Origin of the sequence: Pseudomonas sp. FP1154 (assembly GCF_030687245.1) — a bacterium.
In the GTDB taxonomy this organism is placed as follows: domain Bacteria; phylum Pseudomonadota; class Gammaproteobacteria; order Pseudomonadales; family Pseudomonadaceae; genus Aquipseudomonas; species Aquipseudomonas rhizophila.
In genome coordinates, this window is record NZ_CP117465.1 from 4550195 (window position 1) to 4568139 (window position 17945).

The 17945-nt window shown below is 61.0% G+C and carries 19 protein-coding genes; 12 read left to right on the plus strand and 7 right to left on the minus strand.

Annotated elements, in window-relative coordinates; translation table 11 throughout:
• Window positions 1-116: 116 nt before the first annotated feature.
• Complete coding sequence (locus PSH91_RS20450; protein WP_003178782.1) at window positions 117-254, plus strand: hypothetical protein; 138 nt, start codon at window positions 117-119, stop codon at window positions 252-254.
• Between the two features lie 90 nt (window positions 255-344).
• Window positions 345-1310, plus strand: coding sequence for a leucyl aminopeptidase (locus tag PSH91_RS20455; protein ID WP_076383726.1), 966 nt, complete (start codon window positions 345-347; stop codon window positions 1308-1310).
• A gap of 273 nt (window positions 1311-1583) precedes the next feature.
• Here the strand turns inward: PSH91_RS20455 and rluB are convergent, their stop codons facing one another.
• The 6 genes from rluB to PSH91_RS20485 all read right to left on the minus strand — a co-directional run bounded on the left by rluB (window position 1584) and on the right by PSH91_RS20485 (window position 6597).
• Window positions 1584-2819 carry a 23S rRNA pseudouridine(2605) synthase RluB gene (gene rluB / locus PSH91_RS20460; protein WP_188251989.1) on the minus strand — a complete coding sequence of 412 codons (1236 nt, stop codon included), beginning with the start codon at window positions 2817-2819 and terminating at the stop codon, window positions 1584-1586.
• 142 nt (window positions 2820-2961) lie between these two features.
• On the minus strand, window positions 2962-3153 hold the full coding sequence (locus tag PSH91_RS20465; RefSeq protein ID WP_047226978.1) for a DUF1289 domain-containing protein: 192 nt from the start codon (window positions 3151-3153) through the stop codon (window positions 2962-2964).
• Between the two features lie 135 nt (window positions 3154-3288).
• On the minus strand, window positions 3289-4248 hold the full coding sequence (gene scpB / locus PSH91_RS20470; RefSeq protein WP_076383724.1) for an SMC-Scp complex subunit ScpB: 960 nt from the start codon (window positions 4246-4248) through the stop codon (window positions 3289-3291).
• Between the two features lie 11 nt (window positions 4249-4259).
• Window positions 4260-4958, minus strand: coding sequence for a ScpA family protein (locus tag PSH91_RS20475; protein WP_160893268.1), 699 nt, complete (start codon window positions 4956-4958; stop codon window positions 4260-4262).
• A 132-nt stretch (window positions 4959-5090) separates the two neighbouring features.
• Complete coding sequence (locus PSH91_RS20480; RefSeq protein ID WP_047226981.1) at window positions 5091-5720, minus strand: L-threonylcarbamoyladenylate synthase; 630 nt, start codon at window positions 5718-5720, stop codon at window positions 5091-5093.
• A gap of 13 nt (window positions 5721-5733) precedes the next feature.
• Complete coding sequence (locus tag PSH91_RS20485) at window positions 5734-6597, minus strand: PHP domain-containing protein (RefSeq protein WP_047226982.1); 864 nt, start codon at window positions 6595-6597, stop codon at window positions 5734-5736.
• Between the two features lie 87 nt (window positions 6598-6684).
• On the opposite strand from PSH91_RS20485, the gene PSH91_RS20490 reads away from it, so the two are divergent.
• The 6 genes from PSH91_RS20490 to PSH91_RS20515 all read left to right on the plus strand — a co-directional run bounded on the left by PSH91_RS20490 (window position 6685) and on the right by PSH91_RS20515 (window position 10891).
• Window positions 6685-7281: a septation protein A gene (locus PSH91_RS20490; protein WP_076383722.1), complete on the plus strand. Its 597-nt coding sequence runs from the start codon at window positions 6685-6687 to the stop codon at window positions 7279-7281.
• A gap of 1 nt (window position 7282) precedes the next feature.
• Window positions 7283-7582, plus strand: a complete 300-nt coding sequence (locus PSH91_RS20495; protein WP_107321994.1) for a YciI family protein — start codon at window positions 7283-7285, stop codon at window positions 7580-7582.
• A gap of 107 nt (window positions 7583-7689) precedes the next feature.
• Window positions 7690-8100 carry a translation initiation factor 2 gene (locus PSH91_RS20500; RefSeq protein WP_047226984.1) on the plus strand — a complete coding sequence of 137 codons (411 nt, stop codon included), beginning with the start codon at window positions 7690-7692 and terminating at the stop codon, window positions 8098-8100.
• A 7-nt stretch (window positions 8101-8107) separates the two neighbouring features.
• On the plus strand, window positions 8108-8785 hold the full coding sequence (locus PSH91_RS20505) for a response regulator transcription factor (RefSeq protein WP_047226985.1): 678 nt from the start codon (window positions 8108-8110) through the stop codon (window positions 8783-8785).
• A 252-nt stretch (window positions 8786-9037) separates the two neighbouring features.
• Window positions 9038-9484 (plus strand): Spy/CpxP family protein refolding chaperone, encoded by a 447-nt coding sequence (locus tag PSH91_RS20510; RefSeq protein ID WP_047226986.1) that lies wholly within the window; start codon window positions 9038-9040, stop codon window positions 9482-9484.
• A gap of 66 nt (window positions 9485-9550) precedes the next feature.
• Window positions 9551-10891: a HAMP domain-containing sensor histidine kinase gene (locus PSH91_RS20515; RefSeq protein ID WP_305466619.1), complete on the plus strand. Its 1341-nt coding sequence runs from the start codon at window positions 9551-9553 to the stop codon at window positions 10889-10891.
• A gap of 267 nt (window positions 10892-11158) precedes the next feature.
• Here the strand turns inward: PSH91_RS20515 and PSH91_RS20520 are convergent, their stop codons facing one another.
• On the minus strand, window positions 11159-12766 hold the full coding sequence (locus tag PSH91_RS20520; protein WP_281459903.1) for a hypothetical protein: 1608 nt from the start codon (window positions 12764-12766) through the stop codon (window positions 11159-11161).
• Between the two features lie 274 nt (window positions 12767-13040).
• Between PSH91_RS20520 and PSH91_RS20525 the strand changes: the two genes are divergently transcribed.
• From PSH91_RS20525 to PSH91_RS20540, 4 genes are all read left to right on the plus strand, one after another.
• Entirely contained in the window at window positions 13041-14468 is a 1428-nt protein-coding gene (locus PSH91_RS20525) for a di-heme oxidoredictase family protein (RefSeq protein WP_370695167.1), read from the plus strand.
• 29 nt (window positions 14469-14497) lie between these two features.
• On the plus strand, window positions 14498-15562 hold the full coding sequence (locus PSH91_RS20530) for an imelysin family protein (RefSeq protein ID WP_047226990.1): 1065 nt from the start codon (window positions 14498-14500) through the stop codon (window positions 15560-15562).
• 2 nt (window positions 15563-15564) lie between these two features.
• A complete protein-coding gene (locus PSH91_RS20535; RefSeq protein ID WP_047226991.1) occupies window positions 15565-16662 on the plus strand; it encodes a DUF1513 domain-containing protein in 1098 nt (365 codons plus the stop codon).
• Between the two features lie 133 nt (window positions 16663-16795).
• Window positions 16796-17944, plus strand: a complete 1149-nt coding sequence (locus PSH91_RS20540; RefSeq protein WP_305466624.1) for an efflux RND transporter periplasmic adaptor subunit — start codon at window positions 16796-16798, stop codon at window positions 17942-17944.
• Window position 17945 lies beyond the last annotated feature (1 nt).

Below are 17945 nucleotides of genomic sequence, written 5' to 3' on the forward strand. Positions count from 1 at the left end.
TTTCAGCGACTTGCCAAGGCGTCGTGCCGGCAGGTTTTGCGCAGCCGCTTCCGGTCAGTTCTCCATCGCGGAATCGACTTCGCAATTTTCCGTAAAAGTCATCTAGGAGATTCACTATGCAAGCACTGGACAAAGACTTGGAAACCGAACTGCAACTGGACGAATGGTTTGAAGCACCGACCCACGAAGCCGCAGTTGAAATGATGCAAGCCGACGCCGTTGTTCCGTTCGGCACGGCGATGTGGCCTCTGTAAGCATCGCCCGGCGGAGGCGATCCGGCCGGTCGGCTCCGCCACTTTGCAGATTTCAGGGAAGCCAAACACCACTGTCAGGGAAGAATAAGCATGGACACACAACGAGCCATCTCACATTTCCTTTACTACCTTGAACATCATCCCGCCCTGGCCGGCATCCAGCCAGCCAAGGTGTTGCTCGGCCATACCGCCGACTACGAAGCACTGACCGGGGCTATTGCCGAACAGGCTGGCAGCGGTTCACCCTTCCGGTTCAGCACCATGCGCCTGGACCTTGAACCCACGGAGCGACTGTCCAAGGCGATTGCCGACAGCGATCTGTACATTTTCTTCTACGACTCTTCCACCCTGCCCAACCCACGCCCCGACGGCCCGGACTTTGTTCGCGCGTTGCAAGGCGTGATGGCGGACAACTGGAAGAAATCGCTGCTGTTCAAGGACTACGGCGATTATTTCTACGACACCTTCAGCGTGATTCCTCAGCGCATCGCCGGGCTCAACAGTCACCTGATCCGGCGCATGTCCCAAGCAACGACGTTGAGTTTTCAGGATGACCACGGTTCGTATTTCGATACGGCCCTCAACAGCGTCAAGAAATGGACCGACATCAACGGTGTTGGCAACTACGACCTGGCACCCGGCGAAATCGCTACCCACAGCGACACCATTAACGGTCAGGTGAAGTTCGTCGGCACTTTCCTGAGCACCATCCCGTTCGCCCGCAAATACGGCGTACTGCAATCGCCGCTGGAGTTGTGGATCGAAGACTCCACCATTCAGAAAATCGCCAGCGATGTGCCGGGCCTGGAACACGACTTCAATAAATACCTGGACGCCAACCCGTCCAACCGGCGTATCGAGGAACTGGGCATCGGCACCAACGAAGGGGTCAAGAGCCTCTATGCCCGCAATGCCGGTTTCGAGGAGCGCCATTGCGGCCTGCACCTGGGGCTGGGTGGCGGGGCCAAGGGCAGCCATCATCTGGATCTGATTTTCGAGAGCGGTGTGTTGGCGTTGGATAACGAGCCGATGTTTGATGGGCGGTTTGTGCTTTAGGGGCAGCTTCAAGCGGCAAGCTTCAAGCGGCAAGAAAAGGCGGGCGACCTTGGGATGGTAATGGGGCTGCTGGCCCCATCGCGAGCAGGCTCGCTCCCACAGTTGATCTTTGGTGAATAGACAATTTGTGGTCGACACCGCCCCAGTGTGGGAGCGAGCCTGCTCGCGATGACGGACTCACCAGCACTGCATCACTAAAGCCAGACAAAAAAAACGCCAACCCAACGGTTGGCGTTTTTTCTTGCGACTTGCAGCTAGAACCTCACAACTGCCTCACTCCGGCTTACGACGCCCAAACCCCGGACGCTGCCCCGAACCCGCTGGGGCACCGCGACGTTTGCCCGATGGCGTGTCGCGGTCGACCAGGACGATGCCCGGGCGCTTTTTCGCTGCGGGTTTGGCCGGACGCTTGGTGTCGGCCGGGCGATCCGCCACCGGCGTACCACGACCGGCCGGAGCACCGCGACCTTCGTTGCGCTCGGTACGACCGTTGGCCGGACGTGGCGTGCGCGGGCCGCGTTCGCCGTCCTGACGTGGCGCAGGCTTGCGGGCCGGGCGTTCGCCTTCGATCTGCGGCTCACGCGACGGACGCGGACCTGCGGCCGGGCCATCAGCGGCAGGACGCAGCGTACGCACGCGCTCGGTCTTGCCCATCGGACGCGAGGATTTACGCTGCATGCGCTCCAGCTTGTCCTTGCTCTTGGCGGTCATCTGCGGCATCGCTACCGGCTTGAGGCCGACTTCGGCGGCCAGGATGTCGACCTCGTACTGGCTCATTTCGCGCCAGCGGCCCATCGGCAGGTCGGAGTTGAGGAACACCGGACCGAAACGCACGCGCTTGAGGCGGCTGACCACCAGCCCCTGGGATTCCCACAGGCGCCGTACTTCACGGTTGCGGCCTTCCATCACCACGCAGTGGTACCAATGGTTGAAGCCTTCGCCGCCCGGAGCCTGCTTGATGTCGGTGAAACGCGCCGGGCCGTCTTCCAGCACGACGCCGGCCTTCAGGCGCTCGATCATTTCGTCGTCGACTTCACCACGTACACGCACGGCGTATTCGCGGTCCATCTCGTAGGACGGGTGCATCAAGCGGTTGGCCAGCTCACCGTCGGTGGTGAACATCAGCAAACCGGTGGTGTTGATGTCCAGGCGACCGATGTTGATCCAGCGGCCTTCTTTCGGACGCGGCATTTTGTCGAACACGGTCGGACGGCCTTCCGGGTCGTCACGGGTGCAGATCTCGCCGTCGGGTTTGTTGTACATGATCACGCGGCGCACCGTTTCGGCGGCCTCTTCGCGCTTGATCACCTTGCCATCGATGGTGATGGCGTCGTGCATGTCGACACGCAGGCCCAAGGTGGCATCTTTGCCGTTGACCTTGATCCGGCCCTGGGTGATCCAGGTTTCCACGTCGCGGCGCGAGCCGACGCCGATACGGGCGAGGACTTTTTGCAGTTTCTCGCCTGCTGGGCCGATTTCCTGGCTGTCGTTCTGGTCTTGGTCTTTCATTCTGGGCACCTCCCGGTGTGGTCGGGTCAGGCGTGGCCTGACACTTTGAAAACGGGTCTATGACGAAGGGATCGCCAAAGGGTCGCGAATCATACGCTCGTTAAGGCATTTGCGCATCAGAGACTAGCTGATCGACGAACCTTCAGCGCTTTTTCCGCCGACCGGTGGCGCCCAGTTTGATCAGGCGCAGGGCCGCTTCGGCCAACACCGTGCGCTTGTCATCCTTGTCGAGTTTCTTCCAGGCCTTGATCTCGCGCTTGCTGCGGCCACAGCCGATGCAGATGTCGTCGTCGAACTTGCAGAGGCTGATGCAGGGGTCTTTGGTGGAACTCATGGTGCACCGCATGACTTAATGTGGGAGCGAGCCTGCTCGCGATAGCGATTTCACCTTCAAAAATGATGTTGGCTGACAGACCGCCATCGCGAGCAGGCTCGCTCCCACAATGGGGCGGCGCTGTGTCAGCCGTGATCAATCGTCGAACTGGCGTCGTTCGTTTTCAATCGCTTCGGCCAGGGCGCGGGCTTCGGCTTCTTCATCGCTGAGCTCAGGCTCGGGTTCGCGTGGTTCGAGCGCGGCCACGGCGGCCAGCAGTTTTTCCCGGGCCGCGGCTACGCCAAGAATGTCTTCTTCTGGTTCGGGGTCAGGTTCGACCTGAAGTTCAACTTCGCTGCCCGGTTGCGCGGGTTCATCCATTTCGCCTTCAGACCCCGGCCCCTCACGCAGCAGATCGTCGAAATCGGTCTTGAGCCCCTCCTCCATGGTGTCCAGTTCCAGCAACAACGAATGGAAACTGGTTTCTTCCTTGGGTTCCTCCGGCTCGGCGCTGGCGTCGGCCAGCTCTTGCAAGCTTTGGGGCACCGGGGCGTCGTCGAATTCCAGCATCGGCTCGGGTTCCAGCTCCCGCAGTTCGGCCAGCGGCGGCAGGTCGTCGAGGTTCTTGAGGTTGAAGTGATCGAGAAAAGCCTTGGTGGTGGCAAACATCGCCGGTTTACCCGGCACGTCGCGATAACCGACGACCCGGATCCACTCGCGCTCAAGCAGCGTCTTGACGATGTGGCTGTTGACCGCCACGCCCCGCACATCTTCGATTTCACCCCGAGTGATCGGTTGGCGATAAGCGATCAATGCCATGGTTTCGAGCATGGCGCGGGAATAGCGCTGAGGACGCTCTTCCCACAGACGCCCGACCCAGGGCGAAAACTTCTCGCGGATTTGCAGGCGGTAGCCGGAAGCCACTTCCTTGAGTTCGAACGCCCGCCCCTCGCAGGACTTACCCAGCAGCGCCAGGGCTTTCTTGAACACGGCCGGCTCGGGCCGCTCGCCTTCTTCGAAGAGTTCGAACAAGCGCTCCATCGATTGCGGTTTTCCCGAGGCCAACAGGAAAGCTTCAAGCAACGGCGCCAGCTCGCGGGGTTCAGTCAGATTCATTGATTTGCTCGTTATTCGGCTCGTGCCCGCACGTGGATCGCTGCGAACGGCTCATTCTGCACCAGCTCGACCAAGGATTCCTTGACCAATTCCAGGACCGCCATAAACGTCACCACCACGCCCAGCCGCCCTTCCTCGGCGGTGAACAGCTCGACGAAGGGCACAAAGCCGCCGCCCTTGAGCCGCTCCAGCACATCGCTCATGCGCTCGCGGGTGGACAGGGCTTCGCGGCTGACCTGGTGACTTTCAAACATGTCGCCCCGGCGCAGCACCTCGGCCATGGACATCAGCAACTCTTCTAGGCTGACATCCGGGAGCAATTTACGTGCTCGCGCCTCGGGTGCATCGAGCTTGGGCACCACCACATCGCGCCCGACCCGGCTCAAGCCATCGATGCCTTCGGCCGCCACCTTGAAGCGTTCGTATTCCTGCAGGCGGCGGATCAGTTCGGCGCGCGGATCGTCTTCCTCCTCCTCGATCTCTGCCGAGCGTGGCAGCAGCATTCGCGACTTGATCTCGGCGAGCATGGCCGCCATCACCAGGTATTCGGCCGCCAGTTCCAGGCGCACCGACTGCATCAACTCGACGTAGCCCATGTACTGGCGGGTGATTTCCGCCACGGGGATGTCGAGGATGTTGATGTTCTGTTTGCGGATCAGGTACAGCAGCAGGTCCAGCGGGCCTTCGAAGGCTTCAAGGAATACCTCCAGCGCATCCGGCGGAATGTACAGGTCCAGGGGCATTTCCATGACCGCCTGGCCATAGACCATGGCGAACGGCAGCTCTTGCTGAGCGCCGGCCTGGCTGTCGGCGCTCTCAACGGCGGTTTCCACTGCGGACACTCAGGCCTCGACCAGGAACGGGGCTGGATCGCCGCAACCGATACGCACCACTTGCGGCTCGCCATCGGCCAGGTTGATCACCGTGGACGCCTTCATCCCGCCGAAACCGCCGTCGATGATCAGGTCGACCTGATGCTCGAGCAATTGGCGCATCTCGTAAGGGTCATTCATCGGCTCCGTCTCGCCGGGCATGATCAAGGTCACGCTCATCAGCGGTTCACCCAGCTCGGCCAGCAACGCCAGGGCAATGGGGTGGCTGGGCACCCGCAGGCCGATGGTGCGTTTTTTCGGGTGCAGCAACAGCCGCGGGACTTCCCGGGTGGCGTTGAGAATAAAGGTGTAAGGCCCAGGGAGGTGGGCTTTGAGCAGGCGGAAGGTGCCGGTGTCGATCTTGGCGAACAGGCCCAACTGCGACAGGTCGCTGCAGATCAGCGCAAAGTTGTGCTTGTCATCCAGCTGACGCAGGCGTCTTACCCGCTCTACAGCGTTCTTGTCGCCGATCTGACAGCCGATGGCGTAGGAAGAATCGGTGGGATAGACCACCACACCACCACCCCGAATGATTTCCACCGCCTGTTTGATCAGGCGCGCTTGCGGGTTTTCCGGATGAATCTGGAAAAATTGACTCACGTGTTCTACCTGTTCAGACGGTGGCGGTAACGGGATCATGTTTGAATCTACACCATAGTGGTGGCAGATCTTCCGGCAACGGGCGATATTCGCCTATCTCGGACCAGCCTCCAGGGCCATGAAAATCACTGCCGGCGGTCACCAGCAGGCCGAACTCACGGGCCAGAATCGCCAGGCTGCCGACCTGCTCGGCAGGCTGATGGCCATTGACCACCTCGATGGCGTGGCCCCCTGCTTGAATATAGTCGGCCACCAGGCGGCGGCGCTTGCTGCGGGTGAAATCATAGTGCCACGGATGCGCCAGGCTGACCCAGGCTCCGGCGGATCGCAGGGTTTGGACGGTCTCTTCCAGGGTCGGCCAGTGTTGCTTGACGTCCCCGAGCTTGCCGGCTCCCAGCCATTTGCGAAACGCTTCGGCGCGGTCCTTGACGAAACCTTCGCGCACCATCCAGTCCGCGAAGTGCGGACGGGCCGGGGCGTTGCCACTGTCGCCCAGTTCCTGCTGGATCTGCCGGGCGCCCTCAAGCGCACCAGGCATGCCCTTTAGCGCAAGCTTGCGGCTGATCTCCTCGGAACGTAGCCAGCGGCCGTCGTGCAGTTGCGCAATGGCCTGGACCAGTGACGGCGCATTTACATCAAAACCGTAACCCAGCACGTGAATAGTCGCGCCGCCCCAGGTGCAGGACAACTCGACCCCGTTGACCAGTTGCATGCCCAGCGTCGTCGCCGCGCTACGGGCCTCGTCGAGGCCTTCGAGGGTGTCGTGATCGGTCAGGGCCAGGACTCGCACGCCGTGCTCGAACGCCCGCGCCACCAGAACCGCAGGCGCCAGGGCGCCATCGGAGGCCGTGCTATGGCAGTGCAAATCAACATTCACGAGAGTTTGTTACCTCAAATCAGCTGGCCCTATCGCGGCCAAGGATGTTTGTTATTATGCCGCCACATCCTGCTTCTGGCTGCCACTGTGAAACAATTCATCGACTTCATCCCGCTTCTGCTGTTTTTCATCGTCTACAAACTTGACCCACGGACCGTCGACATTGCCGGTCACTCCTTGACTGTAGGCGGTATCTACAGCGCCACCGCGATGCTGATCATCAGTTCGCTGGTGGTCTATGGCGCCCTGTTCGTGGCCCAACGCAAGCTGGAGAAAAGCCAGTGGCTGACCCTGATCGCCTGCCTCGTCTTCGGCAGCCTGACCCTGGCCTTCCACAGCGAAACTTTCCTTAAGTGGAAAGCCCCGGTGGTCAACTGGCTGTTCGCCCTGGCGTTCATCGGCAGTCACTTCGTCGGCGATCGCCTGCTGATCAAGCGCATCATGGGCCACGCCTTGAACCTGCCGGACGTCATCTGGACCCGGCTCAACATCGCCTGGATCGGCTTTTTCCTGTTCTGCGGCGCCGCCAACCTGTTCGTCGCGTTCACCTTCCAGAGCTACTGGGTCGACTTCAAGGTCTTCGGCAGCCTGGGCATGACGCTGTTGTTCCTGATCGCCCAGGGCATCTACCTGTCCCGTCATCTGCACGATGCCGATACCACCACGCCAAAAACCGAGGACTGACATGCTCTACGCAATCATTGCCACCGACGTCGCCAATTCCCTGGAAAAACGCCTGGCCGCCCGCCCTGAACACCTTGAGCGCCTGCAACAGCTCAAGGCCCAAGGCCGAATCGTGCTGGCGGGCCCGCACCCGGCGGTGGACAGCAACGACCCCGGCGCGGCGGGTTTCTCCGGCAGCCTGATCGTCGCCGAATTCGATTCCCTGGCCGCGGCGCAAGCCTGGGCCGAAGCCGATCCGTTCGTGGCCGCCGGTGTCTACGCCAATGTCGTGGTCAAGCCGTTCAAGCAAGTTCTGCCTTAACAACCCGATGCGTGATGAGCCTTCGCGGCTCATTGCGCTCAATCGCTCATTGTTCTCGTTTACCTGCCGACAACCTGTCTAATCTCGATTGGAATTCAGGAGTTGCAATGCGCAAAGGTCCGCTGTGCCTGTTAGGGGTCATGTTGGTGATCGGGGCTCCCGCCCATGGGGAAGAAAGCACCGACGGCAGTCATTCGACGCCCTTGTCCTTGAGCGCAGGCAGTCAGATCACCGAATTGCAGCAACGCTTGAAAAACAGCGAACGCATGCGCGAGGAACTGACCCAGCAACTGCAAAACGCCAACAGCGAACGCGAGAGCGCGCTGGTGAGTCGATTGCGCCAGGAGAACCAGCGTCTGAAGCTGCAACTCAAGGAAGCCCAGGCCAGCCCCCTGCCACGCCTGCTGACCGATCAGCAGCAGTGGTTCGTCATTGGTGCCGGGGTAGCGCTATTGGCCCTGCTCTGCGGTATCTTTGCCAGCGGTGGACGTAGACAACGTCGGCAATGGCTAAATTGAGTGAGTCATGAGCGAGCTGTTACTGATTGATGATGACCAGGAGCTGTGTGAGCTCCTCGGCAGTTGGCTGGGTCAGGAAGGTTTTCTGGTCCGGGCCTGTCACGATGGCCATAGCGCCCGCAAGGCCTTGGCCGAAACCGCCCCGGCGGCGGTGGTGCTGGATGTGATGCTGCCCGACGGCAGCGGCCTGGAACTGCTCAAGCAGTTGCGCAACGATCATCCGGAGCTGCCGGTGCTGATGCTCTCGGCCCGTGGCGAACCGCTGGATCGCATCCTGGGCCTGGAGCTTGGGGCCGACGATTACCTGGCAAAACCCTGCGATCCACGGGAACTGACCGCCCGCCTGCGCGCGGTCTTGCGCCGCAGTCATCCGACGGCGGTGTCCAGCCAGATCGAACTGGGCGACCTGACCTTCAGCCCGGTGCGTGGCGTGGTCAGCATCGATGAGCAGGAGCAGACCCTCACTGTTTCCGAAAGCCGTCTGCTCGAAGCGCTGCTCAAGCAGCCGGGCGAGCCACTGGACAAGCAGGAACTGGCGCAGATCGCCCTGGGACGCAAGCTGACCCTGTACGACCGTAGCCTCGATATGCACGTAAGCAACCTGCGCAAGAAAATCGGCCCGCACGCCGACGGTCGCCCACGCATCGTGGCTCTGCGTAGCCGGGGTTATTACTACAGCCTTTAAGCGCTGCGCCGCTGGGCTGTGGGCGCAAAGCTCGCTCGCGATGCAGGCGCCTCGGTTCCTTTAGAGACCGCGTTATCTTCATGGCGGGCAAGCCTTGCTCCCACAGGGCTTTGTGCTCGGTCCTGCAGATTTGTCAGGCCTGCGCCAAAACGTCTTTACCCAAGCTTTACCCACCCCTGACCGCCGCTGACCTTGATCTGCGTAACCTGAACTCATCCGGAACTGACCGGGAACGAGACAAGGAGATACACCATGCGCAAGACCCTCATCGCTCTGATGTTCGCTGCTGCCCTGCCTACCGTCGCGATGGCCATGCCTGAAGGCGCCGGCCCGATGGGACCAATGGGCCCGATGGATGGCCCGCGTCATGGCGGCCAGATGCACGACAAAGGTCCGTACAGCCAATTGGACCTGAGCCGCGAACAACGCCAGCAGATCCGCAAGATCATGGGCGAACAGCGCCACGAGCGCCGCGAACTGGTAGAAAAGTACCTGGCCAAACTGTCGCCAGCCGATCAGAAAGCCATGAAAGATGAAATGGCCGCTCGGCACGAAAAAGTCGACGCTCAGATCCGTGGGTTGTTGAAGCCAGAGCAGCAAAAAGAGTTTGACGCCATTCAGAAGAAACAGGCCGAGCGTCGGGCCGAGTGGGCCGAGTTCAAGGCCTGGAAAGCGCAGCAACCGCAAAAGGCGCAATAATGCGCTGAAGCACCCCAGCCCAACGGCCAATCGCCGTTGGGCTTTCTTTGTTTTCGAGGATTGATCGTGCGTTCACTTTTTTGGCGCATCCTGGCCAGTTTCTGGCTGGCCATCGCCCTGGTTGCAGGGCTTTCGATTCTGCTGGGCCACATGCTGAACCAGGACGCCTGGATCCTCAGCCGCCATCCGGGCCTCAACACCCTGGCCGAAGAGTGGACGCAAACCTTCGAAAGCCAGGGCGAAGACGCCGCCGAGCAGATCCTGCAACAACGCAAGCATCAGTATCACATCAACGTCCAGGTGCTTAACGAGAGCGGTGACCCGGTGGTACGCGGCACTTTCCCGCGTCGGGCGCAGGCCTTCGAGGCGCGACAGAACAACAACGACCGACGCCTGCCCTGGCGGCGCTTGACCGACGAGTTCACCAGCGCCAAAACCGGCGACACTTACCTGTTCATCTACCGCATACCCCACCCCGAACTGGATGCCTGGCACCGCGGCAGCCTGCTCTGGCCTCTGAGTGCGCTGGGGATCGCGTTGGTGGTACTGACGTTGTTCAGCCTGCTGGTGACCCTGTCCATTACCCGTCCGTTGAGCCGCCTGCGCGGTGCAGTGCATGATTTGGGGCAGACCACCTACCAGCAAAACAGCCTCGCCAAACTGGCCAATCGCCGGGATGAATTTGGTGTGCTGGCCACCGACTTCAACCGCATGGGCGCGCGCCTGCAAAGCCTGATCGCCAGCCAGCGCCAACTGCTGCGCGATGTATCCCACGAACTGCGCTCGCCCCTGGCCCGGCTGCGCATTGCCCTGGCATTGGCTGAACGAGCCAGCCCCGAGGAGCGGGAAAAACTCTGGCCGCGCCTGACCCGCGAATGTGATCGTCTGGAAGCGCTGATCAGCGAAATCCTGGTGTTGGCCCGGGTCGATGCCGACAACGCCAGCGCTGAAGAGGTGGACCTCAACGATCTGCTGGTTACCCTGCAAAAAGACACACAGCTGGCCTCTCCAGAACAAAGCATGCAATTGGACGTTGAACCGAACCTGACCCTCAAAGGTTGGCCGACCATGATTGAACGGGCCCTGGATAACCTGCTGCGCAACGCCCAGCGCTTCAATCCGGTCGGTCAACCGATCGAAGTCCGCGCGCTGCGCCAAGGAGAGCGGATCATGGTCAGCGTGCGCGATCACGGACCGGGGGTGGAGGCCGAACACCTGGGCCAGTTGGGCGAACCGTTCTACCGCGCCCCCGGCCAGACCACTGCAGGTCATGGCCTGGGCCTGGCCATCGCCCGCCGCGCCGCCGAGCGTCATGGCGGCGCGCTGGTGTTGGCCAACCATTCCGATGGCGGATTTATCGCGACGCTGGAACTGCCGTTGGTACCGGGGGCCGTGGTGCAACCCTAAAATCAAACAGTAACTTGTGGCAAGAGAGTGCCCGCCGCGTCTTCGACGCTGCGCTGTCGCGCAGTGAACTTGGCTCTGTGGCGAGGGGATTTATCCTCGTTGGGCTGCGAAGCGGCCCCCAAAACCAGCCAACTCGGCCAGGAGGATTGAGCTCACTGCTTTATTAGGGCTGCTGCGCAGCCCAGCGGGAGCAAGCTCCCTTGCCACAGGCCCCAGACCTGAAATGAACAGCGTCGCCAGTCTCGTCGCATCCATGCCAAGGGAAGGTCATACCTCTTTGATCATCCATCCCCTTGCATAGTCGCTATCCTGGGACAGTAGCTCTCGGACTCCTGTTGTGGGGTTGATTGTATACACAGTCCTTTCACCGGGACCCTGGTCCGCAGACCATGCACGCAAGTCCCCCAAACCTGGGTCGCCGTCATGGATGGTTCGAAGCGCTCCCCAAGTCACCAGGTCAGGGATCGTCCCCCCGGCGTTCCACGCAGCCCCCCAGCAATTCCAATACGTCTGCCACTCATTGTCTTTACCTAAGTCAAACAGCAGCCAAACCTTGGAAGTAATGACTTGGTAAGACACGCTTGCACCCATTTGATCTCGGACGGTTATCGTAGCGGTCCCTGAGTGCTTCGATACAACCCGTGGTTGCGATGATGAAAAAAGCTCTGCCACCTCTGGGTCGCTGGAAGTATAGATATAGGGAGGCACACCTCCCGACGGTATCCGCTCTACGAACGCCCCTACTGGTGGACGTTCAGGAAACTTATCGGCTCTAAACATTAACTGGTCGAGAATCGCGTCGCTGGTATCGATGCTTAGGGGTTCAGGTATCACAGTCAGGATACGTACGTTCGAATAGACGTTCGTAGGGTGGTAGAGCGACTTTGCATACAGGCGGCGAGCGCCGACGTCGACGGTAATTTCTTTGGTCCATAGGCCGGTTGTCGCATCGGCAGTTGCTGTGCCCTTGGGGACGGCACCAGCACCGCTGCCATCGTAGACCTCGATCTCCTTGCCATGGCTTGCCTCACCCGACAGCACCAAGGTGGTGCTGGTTGTTTCGCCTTTGTCGGGAATCTCCTCACCGGCGGAATTTTTTACATGGATAAGAGTAGGAGCAATCAGCACGCGGTCCAAATGGATATCCAAGTACTTGATCAACGACCGGTTGGAGTTGCCCAACTGGTCAGTCACCGTGAACTGGAGCGCTGTATTGGGGTTGTCCCCTGCCTGTCTGAATGTGTCGGTAAACAGGGTATGCGTCACCGGTCTGGCGGCATCAAATCCGTCAACAGGAACGGTCACATTGCCCACTAAAAATCTGATGCTGTCGTAATCTCGCGGATAGGAATAGGTAAAACCAAACGCCACACCCTGCGCCGCCCGCTCGGCGCTGACCCCATCACCGAGCACATCCGGCGGGATCACCAGATCCAGGCCCTGAGGCGCCGGCTCACCGGGGGCCCGCAAGTGGTACAGCACATTCAAATCATTGGAAATACCGGGATTTTCGCTGAGACGGGTTATTGTGTAATGCAGCCTGTTGACCCCTTCTCTCAGTTTTCCCTGGGGAAGGTCCAGGAGAAAGTACTCCTTACTTTCCTCTCCCGGCTGGACGGTAAAGCCTGCCCCCGAGAGCTCGCCATTGACATACAAGTCAACTCGATCAAGGACCGCCATTGTCCAGGAGCCGCTCTTGAGCTCGGTCCATGCATAGATCACGCATTGCAATCCCTCGGGCCGACCGTCGTAAATGCTTTGTGGGATGCCGCCGTGCGCAAGGCCTTCCGGAAGCACCGGCGTCTTCCATCCCGGGATGTAAACAGGGAATAGTTCGAACGGATGGTTCAAGACAGACGATTCGGTATCCATCATGTTTTCCTGGCGAGTGAGGGTAGCGTGGCTTTTCGGCGTTGGGCCATCAAACTCCAGCCAAGGAAGATCGGCTACTGTCAGGATTGACAGGTCAGAGCAGATTGCCGACGAACGGCGGGAGAAAACGACTGGACGCTGGAGCCAAGCCTTAGAAAAGCAGCCAGGTAATCTGGATAAAGTGATGCTCAAAAACCAAACGATAATCCCTCTTATTCAAACCGCCCCGCCCTGTTAGACTTTGCGCCCTCGTTTCACTCCTCTTCCAGGAAGTCCGATGCCGTCGTTGCCTCTTCGCTTATGCGCTCTGTTCATGGCCCTGGGCCTGAGTGCCTGCGATGACGCCCCGCGTTTTACCCAGGCCGAACCCGGCGAAGCCCGGTCCGGTGGCGCTGCGACGGTACGCAAGAGTGATCAGAACGCCTTTTCCCTGCCCTCGGCCAACCTGCCACCTTCGCGACGCGTGGACTTCGCCGTGGGCAACAGTTTTTTCCGCAGCCCCTGGGTGATCGCGCCCTCGACCACCACCGCACGGGACGGTCTGGGGCCATTGTTCAATACCAACGCCTGCCAGAACTGTCACGTCAAGGACGGTCGCGGCCATCCGCCGGCACCGGACGCGGCCAGCGCGGTGTCGATGCTGGTGCGCCTGTCGATTCCCGATGCCCCGGCCTACGCCAAGGTCATTGAACAACTGGGGGTGGTGCCGGAGCCGACCTATGGCGGGCAATTGCAGGACATGTCCGTGCCCGGCGTTGTCCCCGAAGGCAAGGTGCGGGTCGATTACACGCCAGTCCCGGTGCGCTTCGACGACGGCACCGTCGTAGAACTGCGCAAGCCGCAACTGCAGATCACCCAACTGGGCTATGGCCCGATGCACCCCGACACACGCTTTTCGGCCCGCGTCGCACCGCCGATGATCGGCCTGGGGCTGCTCGAAGCCATTCCCGATGAAGCTATCCTGGCCAATGCCCAAGCCCAGGCACGGGAGAACAACGGTATCGTCGGCCGGCCGAACCAGGTCTGGGACGATGTCCAGCAAAAGACCGTATTGGGGCGTTTCGGCTGGAAGGCCGGCCAGCCGAACCTCAATCAGCAGAACGTCCACGCCTTTTCCGGTGACATGGGCCTGACGACAAGCCTGCGCCCCTTCGACGATTGCACCCAGGCCCAGGTCGACTGCAAGCGCGCCCCGAACGGCAACGGCGCCGATGGCGAGCCGGAAGTCAGCGACAACATTCTGCGCCTGGTGCTGTTCTACAGCCGCAACCTCGCCGTACCGGCCCGTCGCGATGTGAACTCGCCCCAGGTGCTGGCCGGCAAGAATCTGTTTTTCCAGGCCGGCTGCCAGTCGTGCCACACCCCGAAATACACCACGTCCGCCAACGCTGCCGAACCGGAACTGGCGAATCAGGTCATTCGCCCCTACACCGATCTGCTGTTGCACGACATGGGTGAAGGCCTGGCCGACAACCGCAGCGAATTCAAGGCCAGCGGCCGTGACTGGCGGACCCCACCGCTGTGGGGCATCGGTCTGACCGAAGCCGTCGGTGGTCACACCCAGTTCTTGCATGACGGTCGCGCGCGCAACCTGCTCGAAGCCGTGCTATGGCATGGCGGCGAAGCGCAAGCGGCGCAGCGACAAGTTCTAGCGTTCAATGCCGAGCAACGCGCTGCGTTGCTGGCGTTCCTGAATTCCCTTTAATCGCATTCTCCGAAAAACGGGAGCCCGACATGTTCCGTCCCAAGCTGTTGTTTACCAGCCTCGCCGCCATCGTCCTCGGCGCATGCTCGCCCCAGGATCCGCAAGCGGTCACCTCAGCGGCCATCGCCAAGCAAGTGATCCTGCCCACCTACAGCCGCTGGGTCGAGGCTGACCGGCAACTGGCAACCAGCGCCCTGGCCTTCTGCCAGGGCAAGGAAAACCTGGAGACCGCCCGCGCCGACTTTCTCAAGGCACAAAAAGCCTGGGCCGAGTTGCAACCACTGCTGATCGGCCCGTTGGCCGAGGGCAATCGCGCCTGGCAGGTGCAGTTCTGGCCGGACAAGAAAAACCTGGTGGGCCGTCAGGTCGAGCAACTGGTCAATAACCAGCCGCAGATCGACGTTGCCGGTCTGGCCAAGTCCAGCGTTGTGGTCCAAGGCCTCTCCGCCTATGAGTACCTGCTGTTCGACGCCAGGATCGACATGGCCGACAGCGCGCAAAAAGCCAAGTACTGCCCGCTGCTGATCGCCATTGGCGAACGTCAGAAGCAATTGGCCGAAGATATCCTGTCGCGCTGGAATACCAACGACGGCATGCTCGCCCAGATGAGCAAGTTTCCGAACGAGCGCTACGCTGATTCCCACGAAGCGATCGCCGATTTGCTGCGGGTCCAGGTCACTGCCCTGGACACCTTGAAGAAGAAACTTGGCACGCCGATGGGCCGCCAGAGCAAGGGCGTACCACAACCGTTCCAGGCCGATGCCTGGCGCAGCCAGTCGTCGCTGCAAGGCCTGCAAGCCAGTCTGAGCGCGGCCAGGACCGTCTGGGTCGGCGTGGACAACAAGGGCCTGCGCAGCCTGTTGCCAAGCGAGCAGAAACCCTTGGCCGACAAGATCGACGCGGCCTACGACACCTCGTTGAAACTGTTCGCCGACAGCCAGCGCTCGCTGGTCGAAATGCTCGCTGACGACGCCGGACGCCAGCAACTCAACGAACTGTACGACAGCCTCAACGTTGTCCATCGCCTGCACGAAGGCGAATTGGCCAAGGCGCTGGGCATTCAATTGGGCTTCAATGCCAACGACGGTGACTGATCATGTTTCGACGTCAGGCTCTGGCACTGGGCAGCCTGCTGCTCGGCGCCGTTACCCTGGGCGGCTGGACGCTGTTCAAGCAACAGGACAAGCATCCGCTCCTGCTTTCGGCACGGGACGATAGCGACGGCAAGCACTACGCCGTGGGCTATCGACTGGACGGCAGCCGGGTGTTCGCCACCCAGGTCAAGCAGCGCTGCCACGACATCATTGACCATCCGACAAAACCGATTGCGCTGTTCGTCGCTCGTCGCCCAGGCACCGAAAGCTACCTGATCGACCTGCGCGACGGTTCGCTGCTGCAGACCCTCACCTCATTGCCGAACCGGCATTTCTACGGGCACGCGGTGATTCATAAAAGCGGCGAATGGCTGTACGCCACCGAGAACGACACGACCGATCCAGGCCGCGGCCTGCTGGGCGTGTACCGTTTTGAAGGCGAACGGTTGGTGCACAGCGGCGAACTGTCGACTCACGGCATCGGCCCTCATCAAGTGTCATGGATGCCCGACGGCGAAACGCTGGTGGTCGCCAACGGCGGCATCCGCACCGAGGCCGAAAGCCGCGTCGAGATGAACCTCAATGCCATGGAGCCGAGCCTGGTACTGATGCAGCGCGATGGCACACTGCTGAGCAAGGAAACCCTCGCCCAATCGATGAACAGCGTGCGCCACATGGGCATCGCCAGCGACGGCACCATCGTTTGCGGCCAGCAATTCATGGGCGATGCCCACGAATCCTCCGAGCTGCTGGCAATCAAGCGTCCGGGCCAGCCGTTCCAGGCATTCCCGGTGGCCGAGCATCAATTGCAGGCGATGGGTCATTACACCGCCAGCGTTGCCGTACACAGCGACCTGCGCCTGGTGGCCCTGACAGCGCCCCGTGGCAACCGCTTTTTTATCTGGGACCTGGACAGCGGCGAAGTACGCCTGGATGCGCCTCTGCCAGACTGCGCCGGTGTGGGTGCGGTGGCCGACGGTTTCGTCGTGACATCGGGTCAGGGCCGTTGCCGCTTTTACGATTGCCGGCAGGCACAACTGGTTGCAAAACCACTGGATCTGCCCGCAGGGCTCTGGGACAACCATTTGCATTTGATCTGACAAGCGGGCGGCGGGCCTTCAGGAAAAATCCTTACACATTACCGATGAACATCGTTTTGAATCGATCGCGTACTCGGAGTAATGTGCCCGCCTGTCTGTATTTTCTCTCGGCTTATTTCCAAGGAAGTGGAACATGCTGCGACGCCGCATGCTGATCATGTTGGGTGTTGTCCTGCTGGTGGTATTGCTACTGGCCGGCTACAAGGGTTTCTCCGTTTACCAGCAGATCCAGATGTTTTCTGCCCCCAAACCGCCGGTCAGCGTCGCCGTGGCCACGGCTGTCGAGCAGCCTTGGCAAACCCGCCTGCCCACCGTCGGCAGCCTCACCGCACTGCAAGGCGTAGACCTGAGCCTGGAAATTGCCGGGACGGTGCAGAAGGTGCAGTTCCAGTCGGGGCAAAAGGTCAAGGCCGGCCAGCCACTGGTGCAACTGGACAGTGACGTCGAAAGCGCGCTGCTGGAAACCGCCGTGGCCGACCTTAACCTGTCGCAACTGGATTTTGGCCGGGGTCGGCAACTGGTGGGCAGCCAGGCGATCTCCAAGGGCGAATTCGACCGGCTCGCGGCGCAGTTGAAAAAGAACCAGGCCACAGTCAACCAGCTCAAGGCTTCGCTGGCCAAGAAACACATCGTTGCACCGTTCAGCGGCACCATCGGCATTCGCCAGGTGGACGTCGGCGACTATCTGGCCAGCGGCACGGTGGTCGCCACCCTGCAGAACCTGAGCAGCCTGTATGTGGATTTCTACCTCCCCGAGCAAGCGGTACCCAAGCTCGCGGTCGGCCAGGCAGTCAACGTCAGTGTCTCGGCCTATCCCGGCCAGACCTTCGTCGGCGCCATCAGCGCGATCAACCCCAAGATCGAAGACAGCACTCGCAACGTGCTGGTACGCGCTACCCTGGGCAACCCCGACGGCAGGCTGTTGCCCGGCATGTTCGCCAGCCTGCAGGTGATCTTGCCGGACAAGGCCAACGCCATCGTCGTGCCGGAAAGCGCCGTGACCTACACCCTCTACGGCAACTCCATGTACGTCGTGACGCAGAAGAAAGCCGACGACGGCACCGTCGAGAAAGATGACAAGGGCCAGCCGATCCTCATCGCCGAACGGCGATTCGTCGAAACCGGTGAGCGACGCGACGGGCTCGTGCTGGTTTCCAAAGGCGTGCAGAGCGGCGAACAGGTCGTGATCGCCGGCCAGATCAAACTGGATAACGGCACGCCCATCGCCATCAGCGACGACAAGACCCTGACCGAACAGAACAGCCCGCCCCCTGCGGACTGAT

What these genes read in the sequence shown, in the direction of transcription:
- PSH91_RS20510 (WP_047226986.1), top strand. Translation starts at nt 9,038, where the DNA reads ATGCGCAAGACCCTCATCGCTCTGATGTTCGCTGCTGCCCTGCCTACC.
- PSH91_RS20505 (WP_047226985.1), top strand. Translation starts at nt 8,108, where the DNA reads ATGAGCGAGCTGTTACTGATTGATGATGACCAGGAGCTGTGTGAGCTC.
- PSH91_RS20530 (WP_047226990.1), top strand. Translation starts at nt 14,498, where the DNA reads ATGTTCCGTCCCAAGCTGTTGTTTACCAGCCTCGCCGCCATCGTCCTC.
- scpB (WP_076383724.1), bottom strand. Translation starts at nt 4,248, where the DNA reads ATGAATCTGACTGAACCCCGCGAGCTGGCGCCGTTGCTTGAAGCTTTC.
- PSH91_RS20540 (WP_305466624.1), top strand. Translation starts at nt 16,796, where the DNA reads ATGCTGCGACGCCGCATGCTGATCATGTTGGGTGTTGTCCTGCTGGTG.
- PSH91_RS20525 (WP_370695167.1), top strand. Translation starts at nt 13,041, where the DNA reads ATGCCGTCGTTGCCTCTTCGCTTATGCGCTCTGTTCATGGCCCTGGGC.
- PSH91_RS20465 (WP_047226978.1), bottom strand. Translation starts at nt 3,153, where the DNA reads ATGAGTTCCACCAAAGACCCCTGCATCAGCCTCTGCAAGTTCGACGAC.
- PSH91_RS20520 (WP_281459903.1), bottom strand. Translation starts at nt 12,766, where the DNA reads ATGATGGATACCGAATCGTCTGTCTTGAACCATCCGTTCGAACTATTC.
- PSH91_RS20455 (WP_076383726.1), top strand. Translation starts at nt 345, where the DNA reads ATGGACACACAACGAGCCATCTCACATTTCCTTTACTACCTTGAACAT.
- PSH91_RS20450 (WP_003178782.1), top strand. Translation starts at nt 117, where the DNA reads ATGCAAGCACTGGACAAAGACTTGGAAACCGAACTGCAACTGGACGAA.
- PSH91_RS20535 (WP_047226991.1), top strand. Translation starts at nt 15,565, where the DNA reads ATGTTTCGACGTCAGGCTCTGGCACTGGGCAGCCTGCTGCTCGGCGCC.
- PSH91_RS20500 (WP_047226984.1), top strand. Translation starts at nt 7,690, where the DNA reads ATGCGCAAAGGTCCGCTGTGCCTGTTAGGGGTCATGTTGGTGATCGGG.
- PSH91_RS20495 (WP_107321994.1), top strand. Translation starts at nt 7,283, where the DNA reads ATGCTCTACGCAATCATTGCCACCGACGTCGCCAATTCCCTGGAAAAA.
- rluB (WP_188251989.1), bottom strand. Translation starts at nt 2,819, where the DNA reads ATGAAAGACCAAGACCAGAACGACAGCCAGGAAATCGGCCCAGCAGGC.